This window comes from Candidatus Desulfatibia sp., assembly GCF_036446775.1.
GTDB lineage: Bacteria > Desulfobacterota > Desulfobacteria > Desulfobacterales > UBA11574 > Desulfatibia_A.
The window spans coordinates 1-18457 of sequence record NZ_JAZFTO010000170.1; the positions used below are offsets into that span (position 1 = coordinate 1).

Sequence of the window (18457 nt, forward strand, 5' to 3'; positions counted from 1 at the left end):
GGTTGTTCCTGAATGGTGGCGAAAGCGCGGGCATTCTGTTGATGTGGATGACATTCAGGATATTTTGAAAGCCAGCCCCGGTATTTTAATAATTGGCAAAGGTTTGCCCGGCCTGATGAAATCAACCGGGGCCTTGCGTGCATTTCTTAAAAACAATAATATTGAATTGATCGAAGAAAAAACCACTAAGGCTGTTAAGACTTTCAACCGACTCTTAAAAGAAGGCCAAAATATTGCCGCCGGTTTTCATTTGTCCTGCTAAGTTCAATTCCTATTTGCCGTACGCATTATAATGCACTTTTTCATATTGTAGATTTTCTTTGCGGTGCGGGGGCTTACTTTCAGCAGGGTAGCCAATGGCGATCATCGATTCCACGTTTAAGTTCTCCGGAATATTTAAAAGTTTTTGCACATACTCCTGTGAGGTTTTGGTCTGATCATGCATTCTCATTCTGATCTGAATCCAGCAACTTCCAAGTCCCAGGGACTCGGCCGCCAGATGGAGAAAGATCGAGGCGATGGAAGCATCCTCAATCCAAACATCGCATTTTTCGGGATCCGCACAAACAACGATTCCCAAGGAGGCATTTTTTAAAAACGAAGCACCGTGCGTTTTGGCTTTTGAAAGCTTTTCAAGCAAATCTCGATCCGTTACTACAACCAACTCCCAGGGATTAAACCCTCTTGAAGAGGGTGAACGCAGGGCGGCCTCAATGAGAAGTTCGATTTTCTCTTTTTCCACGGGCTTCTCTAAGTACTGGCGGATGCTTCTTCTTTTTTGAACAAGTGATAAAAACATAAGTCAATCTCCTTATAGCATGCGGATCTGATAGTCTTTTCCAAAAGTCTCGTTCTCTTTCAGTTCCCTTTTTATTTAGACCCCGGTTAAATAGGCTTCACATTTAACTGGGCAAGCAGGATTTATCCCGGTTAAATGGCTTTCAGATTTAACGGGACAGGCACGATCTTCAGGATTTTCTTTTCCCCTTTCCTGCCTCCGGCTCCGCTTCCAGCCCGTAGGGCTTACAGGCCGGAGGGTAGAGCTCACCGAGACGTAGTCTCGACGAGACGGAGTCCTACGCCTCGGAGAGAGAATCCCGCTAAAAGCAGGACTCATCGGAATCCCGCCGAGGCGGGACTGGATGGAAACTACATGATGGGCATGTATTTTTCGATTTCATACTGGCTGACATGGGTCCGATAGCGATCCCACTCGATCTGTTTGTTTTCCACAAACTTATTGAAAATATGCTCGCCCAGAGCCTCTTTGACCAAATCTGATTTTTCAAGTTCAATCAGGGCTTCAAAAAGATTGTCCGGAAGGGTATCGATACCCCTTTCCTTTTTTTCTTTTTTGGACATCTGGAAGATGTCCTCTTCGACAGGGTCCGGCAGTTCATATTCATTTTCGATGCCTTTGAGGCCGGCTGCCAGCATGACGGCAAACGCCAGATAAGGGTTGCAGGCCGGATCAGGGGCGCGAAATTCTATGCGGGTGGCAACTTCCTTGCCCGGTTTGTACATGGGCACCCTGACCATGGTCGAACGGTTCCGTCGCGCCCAGGAAATATAAACAGGCGCCTCGTATCCCGGTACCAGCCGCTTGTAAGAGTTGACCCACTGGTTGGTCACGGCGATGATCTCGCGGGCGTGCTTCATAATTCCGGCAATATATCCTTTGGCGATTTTAGATAAATGGTAAGGGGCGTCGACGTCAAAAAAGAGATTTTTATCTCCCTGAAAAAGAGATTGATGCACATGCATGCCGCTGCCGTTCTCACCAAAGATCGGTTTGGGCATAAATGTGGCGTAATAGCCTTTTTGGCGTGCGATCTCCTTGACCACGATCCTATAGGTCATGGTTTTGTCGGACATTCTGAGGGCCTCGTCATACCTTAAATCGATTTCATGCTGGCTGGGCGCCACTTCATGATGGCTGTACTCGACCGGTATATCCATGGCCTGTAAGGCGAAAATGGTTTCGCGTCTTAAATCAGATGCCATATCAAGCGGCAGGCTGTCAAAATATCCGCCCGTATCAAGCCCTTCTGGTTTGTCCTTGCTTTTGAAGTAGAAGTATTCAAGCTCGGGACCGACGTAAAAAGTGTATCCCTTTTTGGCTATTTTATTCAAAAGGCGTTTGAGAACATAACGGGGATCGCCGTCATAAGGGGTTTGATCGGGGTTGACGATATCACAGAACATGCGGGCTACGGGTCTTTCCTCCGGGCGCCACGGCAGCAGCTGAAAGGTAGCGGGGTCCGGCATGGCGACCATATCGCTTTCTTCGATACGGGCAAAGCCTTCGATGGAAGACCCGTCAAAGCCCATACCCTCGAGCATTCCCATTTCCAGTTCGGGCTGCGTGACGGCGAAGCTTTTCAGCATGCCCAGCACGTCTGTAAACCAGAACTGGATGAAGCTGACCCTTTTTTCTTTGACGATTCTCAAAACATCTTCTTTGGTTAGACAGGTGCCACAGCTCATCTTTTTGTCTCCTTTTTCCATAAAATTTTAATGCGTGACTTTTTACGAAATCGTCAATGTTAAGCGCATTAAATAATTAAAAGCAATATTATAATCGTATTTTCATTTTATCACCGGTGGGCTGCAATAATTTACTGAGAAGGTACTTATATATCGTCATATTCACATATTTTTTTCTTTGAATGTATTTTTGGGTTGAATGTCAACAAAAAATATCTATAATACCATTTTATTTTGATTTTAGATGGGGCATACTTAATCTGTTTAGGCCCAATCATATCATATTTATTCGTTCAGGAGGAATATCATGAAAGTATTGGTCAGCGACGACCTGGGTGAAGCTGGCATTCAGATGTTTCAGGAGGAGGAGGGCCTTGAAGTTGATGTAAATACCGGACTGTCTCCCGAAGAACTCAAAAGTATTATTGGCAACTATGATGCTCTGGTAATCCGCAGCGCAACAAAGGTAACAGAGGATCTGCTGGAAGCGGCATTGCGCCTTAAGGCAGTGGGCCGGGCCGGAATCGGTCTTGATAACGTGGACATACCGGCGGCTACCAAGCGCGGTATTATTGTTATGAATACTCCCGGCGGCAATGTTATTACAACCGCCGAACATGCAATTGGCATGATACTGGCTCTGTCGCGCAATATCCCCGAAGGAACCGCGTCTTTAAAGGCCGGTCGTTGGGACAAAAAGAAACTGCAGGGCAGGGAGATATATAATAAGATCCTCGGAGTTATAGGTTTCGGGAAAATCGGTTCCATTGTAGCTGATCGCGCGCGCGGGCTGAAGATGAGGGTGATTGTTCACGATCCTTATGTCAGGCCCGAGCAGATTGAAAAGGAAGGTTATGAAAGTGTCTCCCTGGAAGAATTATACCGCCGATCCGATTACATCACCATACATGTTCCCAGGTTAAAGGATACCACCGGACTGATCAAAAAGGACGCTTTCGAGCAGATGAAAGATGACGTCATGATCATAAACTGCGCCCGCGGCGGGATTGTAGATGAGAGTGATCTGCACGATGCCTTGGAGTCGGGGAAAATCGCCGGTGCCGCGCTGGACGTTTTCGAGAATGAACCTCCCGGCATTTGCAAACTGGTTGAACATGAGCGGCTGATTTGCACACCCCATCTGGGGTCGTCCACCCAGGAAGCCCAGGCCAAGGTGGCGGTCGATGTCGCCAGCCAGATCATAGACTATCTCAAGTACGGCACAATTTTAAACGCCGTCAATTTCCCGTCGGTAACCGGCGATCTTCTCAAAAAACTGAAACCCTTATTGACTTTGGCCGATCAGATGGGCAGTCTCCAGGCCCAGCTGGCGCAGGGGCCGGTCGAGGAAGTCTCCATTGAATATGGCGGGGATTTCAAAGGACTTGACCTGTCGCCGGTTTCAATAGCGGTGTTGAGAGGCTTGCTGGCTCCTGTGGTGAAGGATGATGTCAATTTTGTCAATGCCCGGATCCTGGCCAAAGAGAGGGGGATCAAGGTCAAAGAGACAACCAGTGATGATTCCGAAGAGTATATCAACCTGGTTACCGTCCGGGTGGTAACTGCTGAAATGACCACTACGGTATCCGGAACCATTTTCGGCAAGAATCAGACGCGCGTGGTAAAGATTAATAATTTCCGGCTCGAGCTGATTCCCCAGGGCCACCTGGCGCTGGTGTACAATCTTGACAAGCCGGGAGCTATCGGAAGTTTCGCGACGCTTCTTGGTAAACATAATATTAACATCGACCAGATGCAGGTGGGCCAGGAAGAGACCGGAAAAATGAATATCATTTTTCTCAAAACCAATGTCCGGATCTCCGAAAAAGTTGTTGAAAAGATTCTTGAACTGCCGCTGATTATATCGGTTACTCCGTTGGAATTCGACACCTAACTTGTGTCCATCCAGAAATCCAAAATGAACACGAGGGTGTCCAATTCAGAAATGAGCAGTTTTTGTCCTGATCAAGGCCGCACAAGGGTTTTTGCCCGAGGCGTACTTAAAGTACGTCGAGGGCGGAAACCCGCGGAGAACGCCGAGCAGGGCAAAAAGGGCCATTTCTGGATGGACACTATGACTGATGACTGACAACTACGCCAGGATTGTCCGCAGCAACCTCAAAAGACTCTATCTGAACCTGCCGCCGGATCTGGACCGGAAATTACCTGCCCGGCAAAGCGGGGAGCGGTTTGAATTTGATGCTTTCGGCGCAAAATGTGAGATCCGGCCGGATGGAATCTTTCTCGATGCAGGACAGCAGGACGGACCGGTCGGGATTCTACTTTCGCTGTATGCCCTTGGTGTCCAGACGGAGCTTTGTGTGCCGGAGCCGTTTAAAGCCTTTAAGGATTTCCCCAACAGCATGCCGTATGCCGGGGCCTTTGTCACCCACACCCAGCAAATTCTGGTACCTTATGTTGAGAGTATCGAAAAAAATCAAGAGCGCATTGTGAAAAATCTCAAGGGCCGGGCGGCGCCGGCCGGGGTGGGCGGTGATTTTGCATTTGTGGTTTACCCCCTTCCCAAAATAGCCCTGTGCTATATTTTTTACCTCGCCGATGATGATTTTCAGGCTGCGGTAACCTGCCTCTATTCCAGCAACGCCGGCCGGTTTTTGGCGATTGACGCCTTGGCCGACGTGGGCGAATATACCTCAAAAAAAATCCTCGATCTCTGCAAATGAAGCTCCCCATGGACCCTTCTTAAATCGTAGGCGTTCACAGGTTCAGAGTTCAGAAGCTCAGCCTGCGACGAGCTACATTCGGCCTGAGCTCATGTCGAAGGCAGCCGAGTCGGGTTGCTTTTTTTGTTAACCTTTACTAACCAGCCCCGAACCTCTTGGCACGACGTAGCTTCAGCGTAAGCGGCTGAACCCTGAACCCCGAACCCGTGAACGGTTACCTTCTGTCTTATATTCCGTACAGGAAAAAAATCGAACGCCGGTCTTTACTAAGGACGAATGCGTATTATTCTAAATTATGTTCACAATACGCGGAGGTGTCTCATGAAAACCTTAAATATTACGATCATCGTCCTGGTAGCGGTCCTATTGGGCTACCACCAGGTAAGAAGCATGGATGGAAATATGGAGGAAAAGATGAACGATAAACCCCAAAAGACTCAAACGGCTGTCTTTGCCGGCGGCTGTTTTTGGTGCACGGAATCTGATTTTGAAAAGGTCGAGGGCGTATTCGAGGCTATCTCGGGCTACACCGGCGGCCGCCTGGCCAACCCCACCTACAGTCAGGTTTCCGGAGGTGGTACCGGGCACATTGAGGCCGTCAAGGTGGTTTACGATCCGGACAAGATTACCTACGAGAAGCTGCTCGAGGTATTTTGGCGGCACGTGAATCCCACGGATGCCGGGGGCCAGTTCGTGGACCGGGGCTCCCAGTACCGCAGTGCCATCTTCTATGCCAACGAGCGGGAGAAGCGCCTGGCCGAGGACTCCAAGAAACGCCTGGAGGCCACGGATCGCTTCAGCAAGCCCATCGTAACCGATATCCTTTCGCTGGGTTCCTTTTACACGGCCGAGGACTATCACCAGGATTACTACAAAAAAAACCCGATCCGCTACCGCTTTTACCGCTCCGGCTCGGGCCGGGACCAGTTCCTGAAAAAGGCATGGGCAGATATGCAGCCCGCGAAGAAGGATGAGATGAAAAAAACCGGAAACACCACGGACCCGATGAAAGAGGAGATGGGCGGCGGCATGTCACCGGACATGGAGACCGGCATGAAAAAGACCGGCGGCATGTATACCCTGCCAGATGAGGAGGAACTGCGCCGGCGGTTAACCCCCATGCAGTACAAGGTAACCCGGCAGGACGGCACCGAGCCGCCTTTTGACAACGAATACTGGAACAATCACGAAGCGGGCGTTTACGTGGACATCGTCTCGGGCGAACCGCTCTTCAGCTCCACGGACAAGTTCGATTCTAAAACCGGCTGGCCCAGCTTCACCCGGCCTCTGGTTCCGGAGAATATCGTGGAAAAGGCTGACCGGAGTTTTTTTGTGGTGCGCACCGAGGTGCGCAGCAAGCACGGGGATTCGCACATGGGCCACCTGTTCAACGACGGGCCTGAGCCCGCGGGTCTGCGTTACTGCATTAACTCGGCCGCTCTGCGGTTCATTCCCAGGGCGGACCTGGCAAAGGAAGGCTACGGGAAATATCGGAAGCTGTTCGAGTGATTAATTAACCTATTACTTTTCTTGTTTTCACCGCAAAGACGCAGAGAGCGCAAAGAAAAGATACTTTCCTTTTTCCATTGACCCCGCTAAAAGCGAGGTCAATGGAAAACACTAAAATAACCTCTGCGTTCTCGGCGCCTCTAATGAGCGAAGCGAATGGGCGGTGAGTTATAAGTAACCCGCAACCCGAAATCCAACTGCTACAATGTGCCAAAAAATATTGTGTTGACATTATATTTCCACCTATGTATTTTTCTGAAGAAAATAATTTGATAAAGCCAAACCCTTCGTGAGAAGGAGACGGAAAGCAACGGATCTTGATCTTTTCTGCTGACCTGCTTAGCCCACATCTCTGCAAAGATAGCCGAGCCGCCGAAGTTGACATTGTATAAGTCAAATCACGGGCAGTTCGGTTTTTCTTTTTTTAAAGCAAGTTGGATGGTTCCCGATGGCAGACAGGGCAACCTGTAAAGCATCGGCACATGGCATAAACCTTTGTGAGAAAGAAAATAAGGATACCATGATCTTTTTGGTTTTTAGAAAGTCTATGTACAATATTAGTTTAGTAATAATTGTAACTGTTTTATCACTTGCCGTCAGCCCAAACGCGAAAGCTGCGGGGGAAAAAGTAACCTTGCAATTGCGCTGGGATCATCAGTTTCAATTCGCAGGATATTACGCCGCATTATGGCAGGGTTATTATGCCGCCGCCGGCCTGGATGTTGATATCAAGTCGGCCGTTAAAAAGGATGGAAAAATAATTAGTGCGACAAAAAGTGTTGCTGAAGGACAGGCCGAGTTTGGGGTTGGCTCAGCCGACATTCTTATTGCCAAAAATAACGGTTGGCCGCTTGTTGTTTTGGCATCCATTTTTCAACACAGTTCCGCGCGGCTCTATGCTAAGGAGAGCACCGCATTACACTCCCCCGCCGACTTGACAACCTTAAGGGTGGGACGCCGAGTTAATGATCTTATTGATTTGGAAATGCAGGCCATGTTGCGGGTTGAAGGGATCGATCCCGCTGTGGTGACCCCATATTCTTATACTTTTGGCATGAAAGAATTATTGGATGACAAAGTTGATGTAATTCAGGGATATAGTATTGCAGCACCGTTTGTTTTCAAGAAGTATGGTATTAAACTTAAAAGCTTGCAACCTTCCGCATACGGGGTTGATTTTTATGGGGATTCACTCTTTACGCGTCATGCATTGATAAAAAACAATCCTGATTTAGTGCAGCGATTCCTCCAGGCCAGCTTGAATGGTTGGAAATATGCATTAGAAAACCCCGAAGCTGTTGCCGACCAGATCAGTCGTGAGCTGCCGCGGACAGCTCCTCCCGTAGATGAGTTTCATGCTTTCAATCGTTTTCAGATTGAAGGCGTGCGCAAATTGACTCTATACCCTGTAATCAAAATCGGTCATATAAATCCAGACCGTTGGCGGCGCATGCACTCGTTTCTGAAGCAGAGCAAACTTGTTACAGGAGATTTGAACCTCGATGAATTTATTTTTGACCCAAAGCGCGAAAAAGAAATAAAAGCTAAAAAGATTCAAAAGGTTTTAACATGGTTTCTAATAATAATTGTTGCTGCATCTGCTACTTTTTTGATTTGGATCTTCACACTTCGCAAAACGGTAAAGAGGCGGACAAGTGAACTGTCCGAGGCTAATGATCAATTAAGAGCAGAGATGGCCGAACGTTTACAAATGGAAGCGGCCTTGCGGGGGAGCGAAGAAAGATATCGTGAATTCGTGGAAGGAACGGATGACTTGATAACGCGGGTGGACAGCCAGGGAAGATTCATCTATGTCAATCATGTTGCCGAAAAAATCTTTGGAGTTAGTATGGACCAGTGTGTCGGCATGTCCGCTTTTGACTTTATTCATCCTGAAGATCGCGAAAGGACCGAAGTTGAGTTCGAAAAATGGGTGCGCAACAGGCTCGAAAGCGCTACCATTGAAAACCGGCAGGTCAACAAAATTACCGGACAAGTTTACCATATGCTTTGGGTCGCCAATTTCCACTATGACGAGCAGGGCGGCTTAACCGGAATAAACGGCATTGCTCGTGACCTTTCTTCATATAAAAAATTAGAAGCAGAAATGCTGAAAGTAAAGAAACTGGAATCAATCGGTATACTGTCCGGCGGCATTGCTCATGATTTTAACAACCTTTTGAATATTATCATGGGCAATATTTCTATGGCAAAAGATGACGTTGAACCTGAATATGGAATTAGTGAATTTCTGCAAGAGGCGGAAATAGCTTCTCAGCGGGCACAAGACCTTACCAGTCAATTGCTGACATTTGCAAAAGGAGGAGCGCCTGTTAAAAAAGCAGGTTTAATCGGAAAGCTGCTAAAAGAATCGGCAGACCGTACCCTGGCGGGGTCCAATGTAAAGTGCGAATTTTTAATATCGAGCGATCTTTATGCCGTTGCTTTTGACAAAGATCAAATGGAGCAGGCGTTAGGCAATCTTATTTCCAACGCAGCAGAATCCATGGCGGGGGCTGGATCAATTACCTTAAAAGCCGAGAATGTTGCTTTTGATTCAGAGACTGTTGAAAAAAATTTCACTATTCCGGCAGGTAAATATGTAAAAATATCAATCCAGGATCACGGCGTTGGGATTTCAGAAGAACATCTTAACATGATATTCGATCCCTACTTTACAACCAAGGAATTGGGATCTCAAAAAGGACTGGGTTTGGGGCTGGCGATAACTTATTCCATTGTTAAAAGACATGACGGGTATATCAGGGTTGAATCTGAAGTTGGAGCCGGCACAACTTTTACCATATATCTGCCGGCACACACAAAGGAGATTAAATATTCAGATCCTGTAGAGACACTCCGGCCTGCAAAACCGGCAATTTATACCGGAAAAATATTGTTAATGGATGACGAAACGTCTATCAGGAAACTTGCCAGGCTGATGCTGGGCCGCTTGGGATATGAATCTGAATTGGCTAAAGATGGCACTGAAGCAATTGCATTGTATAAAAAAGCATACGAATCCGGGGAACCTTTTGATGTGATTATACTGGATTTAACTATCAAAGGAGGAATGGGAGGTAAAGATGCTATCAAAGCGATCCTGAAAATAGATCCTCAAGCCAAAGCCATCGTTTCAAGCGGTTATTCAGATGATCCTGTCATGACTGATTTCAGAAAATATGGTTTTATAGACGCCCTCGCCAAGCCTTATTCTAAGAAAAAGTTAACTGATACCCTAAATAGTATTATAACCTAGCATCTCAATTGAGCGAAAGTCGAGGATACGTCAGATCCTCAATGATTGGTGCGTTGTTGGCTCGCCGAACGGTCAAATGTGAGCAGTGAAAAGTAAACTACAGCCGGAAACTTGCAACTCGCGTTATCTATCCGGTATCCGGTATCCCCGATAAATCGGGATTTCCGCTTTCAGCCGTCGTAATTTTTCATGCGAGAGATACTGCAATTGGACAGCTTGACTAAATTATATTACTTGACAGAATAATCAAGTTTTGGTATTTAGTCAAGCATGGTGTCAATTCCTGAAAAAAAGAGCATCCAGCAGGTTTCTGATCTTTTGGGAGTTTGGCTAAAAGTTCCTAAGGATGAAGTGCGGGTCGAATCCGGCATGGATGACAGACAAATAGACGGTTTTGTCCATGCCGGCAATTTCAAGTTTATGGTTGCATCCAAAGCGAACGGTAATGCCGCTCAAATTATCTCCGCAATCCAGTCATTGAACAAATCCGAACAAAATTTTGAAGGGCCTGTTATTCCTCTGCTGGCCGTACCTTTCATGGGGGATGTAGGCCGTAAACTCTGTGAAGAAGCCGGTGTCTCCTGGTTGGATTTATCCGGTAATGCAAACATTTTTACGCCTAACTTGCGCATATTGATTGACGGTCGACCTAATCGCTTTAAAAGCCCGGGACGCCCTTCAAACGCTTTTGCCCCCAAAAGTTCGCGCATTGCCAGATGGCTTTTGATGCATGCTGATCAATCAATGAGCCAGCGGGAAATTGCCCAGACAACCAATATGGACGAAGGCTTCACCAGCCGCATTGTCTCCCGTTTAGAAGCAGACGGGCTCGTTGCCCGGAGCAAAGATGGATTGATTCGTGTCTCCGATCCGGATCTTTTGCTGGACTCGTGGCAAGAGCGGTACAGCTTTTCCAACCACCAAATTATCAAGGGGCATATTGCCGCACGTTCGAGTGATGAGCTTCTGAAAAAGATTCCCAGTCTTTTCTCGGAAAATAAAGTGCCGCATTCGGCCACGGGCCTTGGTGCCGCCTGGCTGTACAACAAATTTTCAGGCTTCCGTATCGTTACGTTCTACTTGCAATTTAGCCCTGCACCTGAACTATTCGATTTGATTGGTTTTCGGGAAGATCCGCGCGGAGCAAATATATGGCTCGTTGTTCCTAATGATGAGGGTGTATTCCAGGGGGCGGCGGAGGTGGAAAGCATTCAGTGCGTCCACCCCGTTCAGGCGTACCTGGATCTATTAGGCCACCCCGAGCGGGCGAAAGAAGCGGCCGAGCGCTTACGCCAAGAGCTGTTGAAGTGGGGTAAAGATGCCTGAGAAGCCTTCAAGTGCCAAGGAATATAGCAGCGAACAAGCAGAACTTGTCCGCGCGACATGCCTATATGCGGCAACCAAACTGGGCGATTTCATGCCAGGCTGATGTATTAGGATTCGTTCGCCAGCTCCTCGACCTCTTGCAAATAAGGTGAAATTTGGTCAGGTAGTTTTCTTTTTTATTTAACCGGGGTCTGCGTGTGTCTGTCTGCGTGCGTCTGTGGTTAATAATACGCATTCCGCATCAAGGTTCCTCGAACCGCTCCTCAAGTTCCTTGGCACGACGTAGCTTCAGCGTAGGCGGCCGAATGCTTTCGGGACGCTCCTCAAGCCCTAAGTACTTGCGGGGCGCTCCACCACCAGCGCCACAGGCGCTACGACCCACACTAACCATTGATTTTTCAGATTTTTTCATTTATGGTCAGGCAATATATCCAAAACACTATTTTCCGGTCTTAACAGCTGGTAGATACCACTAAATACTGGGAGCCTCGCCGCGCGCCCCACAGCAGCGGCGTTTGAAGACACTGGAAGTTCTTCATTGTAAAAAATTGAAAGGTGAATTATTCTTAACACTCTATATTTACCATGAAAAGGAGAATGATATGAATATTTCATTACCTTTAGATAAAATGACAAGCTTGGATAAGATAGCTGTGATGGAAAAACTATGGGACGATCTCTGCCGAGATCCCGAATCCATTCCATCTCCAAAATGGCACAAGGAAGTTTTAGAGGCGAGAGAAAAGGAGATAAACGAAGGGAAGGCAAAATTTACAGCCTTTGATCGGGCTAAGGAAAGAATCAGGGATCAGATTAAATGAGAATCGAACTCCTTGATTCTGCCGAGAAAGATTTGCTCGATGGTTTCAAGTTTTATGAGCGTCAGTCGAAAGGACTCGGTGATTACTTTCTCGACTCCCTCTTTTCAGATATAGAGTCGCTCTATCTCTATGCCGGTATTCACGCCTCCGTTTCGGATATCACCGCTTGCTAGCCAAAAGATTTCCCTTCGCCATTTACTATAGGTTACAAAAAGACATCATTCGAGTCTATGCCATTTTGGATTGTCGCCGGAGTCCCGCGTGGATTCGCAATAGACTTTCGTGATAGGTGTAATTGACTATTGAGTCAAGCTGTGTAGTTTAGTTAAGCAGCTCTCCGGAACCTCGTAACCCCGCCTTCAGCGGGATCCTCCAGGGGCGGATAAATTTCCGCTTTCAGCCGTCGTAGCTAAGGTACTATGGCGAAGTCGGCACGCTCCAACCAGCATCCAGCAACCTAATACGTATTTTAACTAAGCACTTTTCTACGTGGTACTAAGCATTGACTTTTTAAATTTTTTGAATTAAGGTCAGGCACTTGAAGTACCGGCACGGCTGGATATAAACATCTTACAAATACTGGGAGTCCGATCCCATGGCTATTGAATCAGATAAAGCCCTTTTTTGCGCAAGCAAGCTAAGAAGGGGTTTGTCTTTTTGTTGAAGCACCCGGAGATTTATCCGTCTTTGGAGGAGCCCGCTTTAAATTTGAATTCCCCGCTGCTTGTCGTAACGCAGTGGAGATTTATCCGCCTTTGGAGAATTGGGAAATGGGGTCAAACCTTGATCATTGATTATTGTGCATTATGTTGATTTATTGCAGATAGTTATATTGATTAGACAAATGATTTGTTAATGATATTAATCACAAATCAAGGTTTGACCCCAGGCCACTCGGATTCGGGCCCGATTGCGAGCACATCGGCGTTCCTGAGAATGCCCGGGTTCGCTTACAGGAAATGGCTAACGAACTCGTTGAATGATTTGGGGTCTGACCACGACAACCTATAAGAAACATACAACAAATTAAATTATTAGGCATGATTTTTGGGCTTAGAGGCCCCTTTTTACCCCCAAAAATAGCTATCTAAGGAGAATCTTTTCAATTGCCGCGTGCAAGACGACACTACATTCCAGGTTATATTTGGCATATTACCCACCGTTGTCATAAAAAAGAGTTTCTTTTGAAATTTGCAAAAGACCGTCGGCGGTGGATGTATTGGCTTTTCGAAGCAAAGAAAAGGTTTGGATTAACTATCTTAGGTTATATGATTACCTCAAACCACATCCATCTGCTTGTTATCGATGACGGTCCGAGTGATGTGATTTCCAAATCAATGCAACTTATTGCGGGACGTACAGGCCAAGAGTACAATCAGCGCAAGAGTCGTAAAGGCGCATTTTGGGAGGACCGATACCATGCAACGGCTATCGAGGGGAATGATCACCTATTTCGCTGCATGGTTTATATTGACTTGAATATGGTGCGTACCGGCAGTGCCTCGCATCCTTTGGAATGGGAATTTTGCGGATACAATGAAATTCAAAAACCAAGGGAAAGATATGCCTTAATCAATTATAAGAAATTAACTGAATTGTTGCATAGTAAGTCAATTAAGAATTTGAAAGATCAATAGATGGATTGAAGAGACGCTCAGAATCAATCGACATGTACGCGATACCAAGTGGACCCAGAGTGTTGCCATCGGTGGTAAAGAATTTGTTGAAACGACAAAAGATAAACTCGGTTATCGTGCAGAAGGACGAAAGATTGTTAAATCGGATGAAATCACCAGCTTCGTGAACAACAGGCGTCTTATATGGCCAATTCGGGCCCTAAAAAGGTAGTTCTAAGCGATAAAAACACCTATTTATGGGATGTTTTTAATGTGAATTAAGACAGATAGCTTGGTCAGACCCCAATGGCCCTAGGTTTATCGTGGGCCGTCCCCTGTCCGCCGTCTTTTTGGAGGGACTGAACTTAAAGAATCTGGATAAGGGATGATTGGCGTAACCGTTCGAACGGTAAGGCCGGATAAACGTTAAGTTTATCCTGAGCTTGCCGAAGGGATCAGAGGTTGAGTGAGTTTATCCTGAACCTGCTGAAGGACTATTGTGAGAGATCCGCCGAAAAATTATGTCAAAGAGCAAGGGATAAGTGTGTCTTCAGGAGGTCTATCTTTTCAAGCGTTGGAAATTATTATTATTTTAAATTTATCAATTTTATGCTTGACAAGAGGATTATAGGATGTCCCCTATTTCTTTTTTGGGCTTCACGGCGGATTAGATTGCAATTGAAATTCCATGCGGTCAGTAGTTCTGAAATCAATGCTTTTTCCTTGACATACAAAATGATTTCATAAAAGATCACAAGTGTATTGATTGGTTTTTTATGGGTTTTTGCTAAAGAGGTAATTGTCTGCTGACTTCCAGGGACAAACAATCAATATTTCTGCTGACGCGATTGCCGGATTTGATTTTTATCCTAATTGTGAACACTAAATTAAAGGAGATGAACAAATGAAAAAAATTCTGGTTACATTGTTGGCTCTGATCCTGGTACCCTCGGCGTTTGCTGCGGATACCGACCTCCTCCGGAAGGCCAAGGCTGAAGGGCAGGTGTCATTTTACGCAAATATTACGGCTGTTAAGCCGATAATGGATGCATTCAATGCAGAAACCGGTCTCAAGGGCAAGTACACACGCATTTCCACATCCAAATTCCTGGCCACGGTGCTGACCGAGTTCCAGGCCGGAAAACTCATGGCCGACGTGCTGCAAGCGCCATTACCGGTGATGCAAATGCTCAAAGCTCAGGGCGTCCTGGCTTCATACAATTCCCCGGCCGCCGCCAGCTATCCTGACTGGACCCGCAAGGACGACCAGATCCATACCTTCGGCATCGAGTATGTGGCCCTGATCTACAACAAGGAACTGGTCAAGCAGGCTGACGTTCCCAAGCGCTATGAGGATCTGACCGACCCCAAGTGGAAAAACAAGATCGTCATGGCCAACCCGGGCACCCATGCGACCACCATCTCCTGGCTGGTCGGACTGAAGGAAAATGTCTATAAGTCCGAGGCCGAATGGATGCAGTTCCTCAAGGGACTCGCAGCCAATAAGCCCATGTTCGTCAAGTCATTCGGCCCCACGCCGGCGCCCGTTGAAAGCGGCGAAAAGTCCATCGCCATCTCCATGCCCAAGTACATCATCACCAAGGCCCCGGCCCCTCTCGATTGGGCCCGGGTGGAGCAACCCCTGCTGGGAACCCCTCGCGGCATGGCCATTGCCTCCAGCGCCAAGAACCCCAACGCCGCAAAGCTGTTCATGGACTTCTGGCTTTCCAAGAAGGCCATGGGCATGCTTGCCTCGGACGTCGGTGAATACGTCCTGGCTCCTGGCGTATTTCCGCCCATCGACGGTATGGACAAAGCCAAGGTCATCCCCATCCGGACGATGTCGGACAAAGAAATCCGCGATTGGGGGGCCAAGTTCAAGAAAATCTTCGCCCTGCGCTAACGCAAAAAAGGCAACAAACCCCAAGCCCGCCCGGTGGTGGATGACAACCGGGCGGGTTGTTGTATTTTGAAAAGGCCCCGGGCGCAGCTGTGTCCACAAAGCCCGATGCAGGCCATAAAACCCGGACGACTGACCAGAGAGAACACATCAGAACTGCTTATGGAAATTTACATCAAGAACGTCAGCAAGTATTATTACTCCGGCGGCAAGACCATCAAGGCTCTGGACAACGTGAACTTGACGATACCGGCCAACCAGATATTCACCCTTCTCGGCCCGAGCGGATGCGGCAAGACCACTCTCTTACGTTGCATCGTTGGTCTGGAGTCCCCTGACACCGGGGAAATCGAAATAGGCGGTGAGGTCGTCTGGTCCAGTGAGAAGAACATCTTCGTTCCCACGGAGAACCGGGGCCTGGGCATGGTCTTTCAGACCTACGCCATCTGGCCGCACATGAACGTTTTCAACAACGTGGCCTATCCTCTCCAGGCCCGAAAAATGTCCAAGAACGTCATCCGAAACAAGGTCGAAAAAACGTTGCGCTTCGTGCAGATGGAGGGGTTCGAGGATCGGCCTGCAACTAAACTTTCCGGCGGGCAGCAGCAGCGTGTGGCCCTGGCCCGTGCTTTGGTCGCCGAACCCAAGGTCATCCTCTTTGATGAGCCGCTTTCCAACCTGGACGCGAAACTTAGGGAAGAAACCCGCAAGGAACTGCGGACCTTTCTGACCGAGCTTCAGATCACGGCTGTCTATGTGACCCATGACCGGATCGAAGCCCTGGCCCTGTCCGATATCGTTGCGGTGATGAACAAGGGCCGGATCATCGAGACGGGTACGCCCCGGAACATCTATTTCAACTCCGACCACCGTTTTGTGGCCGACTTCATCGGCCGCACCAACCTGATCGAGGCTACGGTAACTTCCCAGGAGGGCTCAGTGACCACGGTGGACTGCGCCATCGGCAGCGTCATTTGCCGCAAGCAGGCCGACATGAAGCCGGGCGACAAGGTGACGCTCTGCCTGCGCCCCGAATTCATCCGCCTGAAACGAGGCAACGCAACCCAGGCACAGAACGTCTTCAACGGACAGATCCAGTCGCTGGTTTTCATCGGCGAAGCATTCGAAGGCGAGATCACAATTAATGACAGCCAGCTCTTCATCAAGACCGAGCCGGACTCTGACATCAAGGTGAGGGATACCGCCAATTTCACCGTTGATCCTGACCATTGTCTGCTGGTCACCAGGTAGGGAAGGAAAAGAACAATGGTCAACAAACGATCGGTCTTGACGCCGACCCTGATCGCCATCGTCGGTTTCCTGACCGTGTGTCCCGTAGTCATGCTGATCTTCGGAAGCTTTTCCACGGGCCTGGGAGCCTTTGGCGAATTCACCCCGGACAAGTACATCCAGGCATACACCGACCCCGAATTGGCCGGGATCATCGTCAACACGATCATTTTCATACTCGGGTCCTCGATGGTGGCCACCGGCTTGGCGCTTTTCCTGGCCTATCTGAATACACGCACGGACATTCCCTTCAAATTTTTGTTCAGGATCATCTCCATCATCCCGATGATGATCCCGCACATCCTGTTCTCGGTCAGCTGGGTGCTCCTGCTGAACCCGTCCAACGGCCTGATCAACCTGTTCCTGCGTCAGGTCACCGGGTTCGAAAACATCGCGATCAACATCTACTCCCTGGCGGGGATGATCCTGGTCGAGGGTCTCTTGGACCTGCCCATCGCCTATCTCATCCTGGCCCCGGCAATGGCAGCTTTCGATAGCACGCTGGAGGAGTCTTCCAAAGTCTGCGGGGGCACTACACTGCGTACATTGCTCCGAGTGACCCTGCCCGTGCTGAGGCCGGCGATCCTGGCCGCTTTCATCCTGTCGCTGATACGCAGTCTGGCCTCCTTTGCCGTGCCCTCAGTTATCGGCATGCCCGGGCGGATCTACGTACTGGCCACGCACATCTACCAGTCCATCTCCACCGGATTTGCCGCGGATTTCGGTAAGGCTGCGGCCATAGGCATGAGCGTTCTGGCCACCTCCATCACGCTGATCTATGTCTACCGCTACCTGACCTCGGAAAGCGAAAAGTACGTCACCATCTCCAGCCGTGGATACCGGCCCACCGTAATCGAACTCAAAGGGGCCAAGTATCCCCTGTTCAGCATCGTCGGCATCCTGTCCATGGTCCTCATCGTCCTGCCGGTGCTGGTGCTGTTCTACACCTCGCTGGTGCCCTATTCCATGATCCCCAGCGCAAAGGCCTTCTCCATGATGAGCTGGAAGCATTGGATTGAGGTGATCAACGACCCGATCTCGCTCTTGTCCCTTAAGAACAGCGTGTTCCTCGGCGTGGTGGGTGCGACCCTCGGAGTGACCCTGTCCATCTTCGTGGCCTACGTAATCGTCAAAGTTCGCTCCTATGCCTCCGGCCTTCTGGAGACGCTCTCCTTCCTGTCCTTCTCCTTTCCGGGGATCGTCATCGGTGTGGGATTCATGTGGTTTTTTGTGCGTACGCCATTGTACGCCACCATCTGGGCTCTGCTCATCGGCTATATCGCCACCTATCTGCCCTACGGCGTCCGGCCCCTGACCAGTGCGTTCATCCAGATCCACAGCCATCTGGAGGAGTCTTCGCAGGTCTGCGGTGCGGGCTCATTCACGACCATGCGTCGCATCGTCATCCCCCTGCTCATTCCGGGCATCGTCTCCGGATGGATACTCATGGCCACTATGTTCGTAAGGGAACTGACCCTCTCGGTGGTGCTTTCGCGACCGGGCACCGAAGTGCTGGCGGTCCAGATCTTCCGCTTTGCCGAGGACGGCCTTTGGGGCCAGCTGTC

Annotated in this window: 14 protein-coding genes and 1 riboswitch; of the genes, 12 read left to right on the forward strand and 2 right to left on the reverse strand. The window is 48.7% G+C overall.

Annotated elements, in window-relative coordinates:
• Positions 1-262, forward strand: a 262-nt coding sequence (locus V3S16_RS08425; RefSeq protein ID WP_413884236.1) for an MTH938/NDUFAF3 family protein, incomplete at its 5' end; no start/stop codon positions are given.
• 9 nt (positions 263-271) lie between these two features.
• On the opposite strand, the gene V3S16_RS08430 is transcribed toward V3S16_RS08425, so the two are convergent.
• The gene (locus V3S16_RS08430; RefSeq protein ID WP_413884237.1) at positions 272-799 is read right to left on the reverse strand and encodes a nitroreductase family protein; all 528 of its coding nucleotides are present in this window, start codon (positions 797-799) and stop codon (positions 272-274) included.
• A 350-nt stretch (positions 800-1149) separates the two neighbouring features.
• Positions 1150-2487 (reverse strand): glutamine synthetase family protein, encoded by a 1338-nt coding sequence (locus V3S16_RS08435; RefSeq protein ID WP_413884238.1) that lies wholly within the window; start codon positions 2485-2487, stop codon positions 1150-1152.
• A gap of 307 nt (positions 2488-2794) precedes the next feature.
• Here V3S16_RS08435 and serA point away from each other — a divergent pair, with 307 nt between their 5' ends.
• From serA to V3S16_RS08490, 11 genes are all read left to right on the forward strand, one after another.
• Positions 2795-4381: a phosphoglycerate dehydrogenase gene (gene serA, locus V3S16_RS08440; protein ID WP_413884239.1), complete on the forward strand. Its 1587-nt coding sequence runs from the start codon at positions 2795-2797 to the stop codon at positions 4379-4381.
• Between the two features lie 187 nt (positions 4382-4568).
• Positions 4569-5171, forward strand: coding sequence for a DUF3786 domain-containing protein (locus V3S16_RS08445; RefSeq protein ID WP_413884240.1), 603 nt, complete (start codon positions 4569-4571; stop codon positions 5169-5171).
• 321 nt (positions 5172-5492) lie between these two features.
• Positions 5493-6680 carry a peptide-methionine (S)-S-oxide reductase MsrA gene (gene msrA / locus V3S16_RS08450; protein ID WP_413884241.1) on the forward strand — a complete coding sequence of 396 codons (1188 nt, stop codon included), beginning with the start codon at positions 5493-5495 and terminating at the stop codon, positions 6678-6680.
• A gap of 267 nt (positions 6681-6947) precedes the next feature.
• Positions 6948-7057: riboswitch (cyclic di-GMP riboswitch) on the forward strand.
• 71 nt (positions 7058-7128) lie between these two features.
• Positions 7129-9939, forward strand: coding sequence for an ABC transporter substrate-binding protein (locus V3S16_RS08455; RefSeq protein WP_413884242.1), 2811 nt, complete (start codon positions 7129-7131; stop codon positions 9937-9939).
• 270 nt (positions 9940-10209) lie between these two features.
• A complete protein-coding gene (locus tag V3S16_RS08460; protein WP_413884243.1) occupies positions 10210-11265 on the forward strand; it encodes a MarR family transcriptional regulator in 1056 nt (351 codons plus the stop codon).
• Positions 11266-11780: 515 nt separating this feature from the next.
• A complete protein-coding gene (locus V3S16_RS08465; RefSeq protein WP_413884244.1) occupies positions 11781-12086 on the forward strand; it encodes an addiction module protein in 306 nt (101 codons plus the stop codon).
• Positions 12083-12259 carry a hypothetical protein gene (locus V3S16_RS08470; protein WP_413884245.1) on the forward strand — a complete coding sequence of 59 codons (177 nt, stop codon included), beginning with the start codon at positions 12083-12085 and terminating at the stop codon, positions 12257-12259. Before V3S16_RS08465 ends, V3S16_RS08470 begins: the two co-directional genes overlap by 4 nt.
• A gap of 933 nt (positions 12260-13192) precedes the next feature.
• Entirely contained in the window at positions 13193-13723 is a 531-nt protein-coding gene (locus tag V3S16_RS08475; RefSeq protein WP_413884246.1) for a transposase, read from the forward strand.
• Between the two features lie 883 nt (positions 13724-14606).
• Positions 14607-15605: an ABC transporter substrate-binding protein gene (locus tag V3S16_RS08480; RefSeq protein ID WP_413884247.1), complete on the forward strand. Its 999-nt coding sequence runs from the start codon at positions 14607-14609 to the stop codon at positions 15603-15605.
• A 159-nt stretch (positions 15606-15764) separates the two neighbouring features.
• Positions 15765-16853 (forward strand): ABC transporter ATP-binding protein, encoded by a 1089-nt coding sequence (locus V3S16_RS08485; RefSeq protein ID WP_413884248.1) that lies wholly within the window; start codon positions 15765-15767, stop codon positions 16851-16853.
• Positions 16854-16868: 15 nt separating this feature from the next.
• Positions 16869-18457: ABC transporter permease (locus V3S16_RS08490; RefSeq protein WP_413884249.1), on the forward strand; the 1589-nt coding region annotated here is incomplete at its 3' end.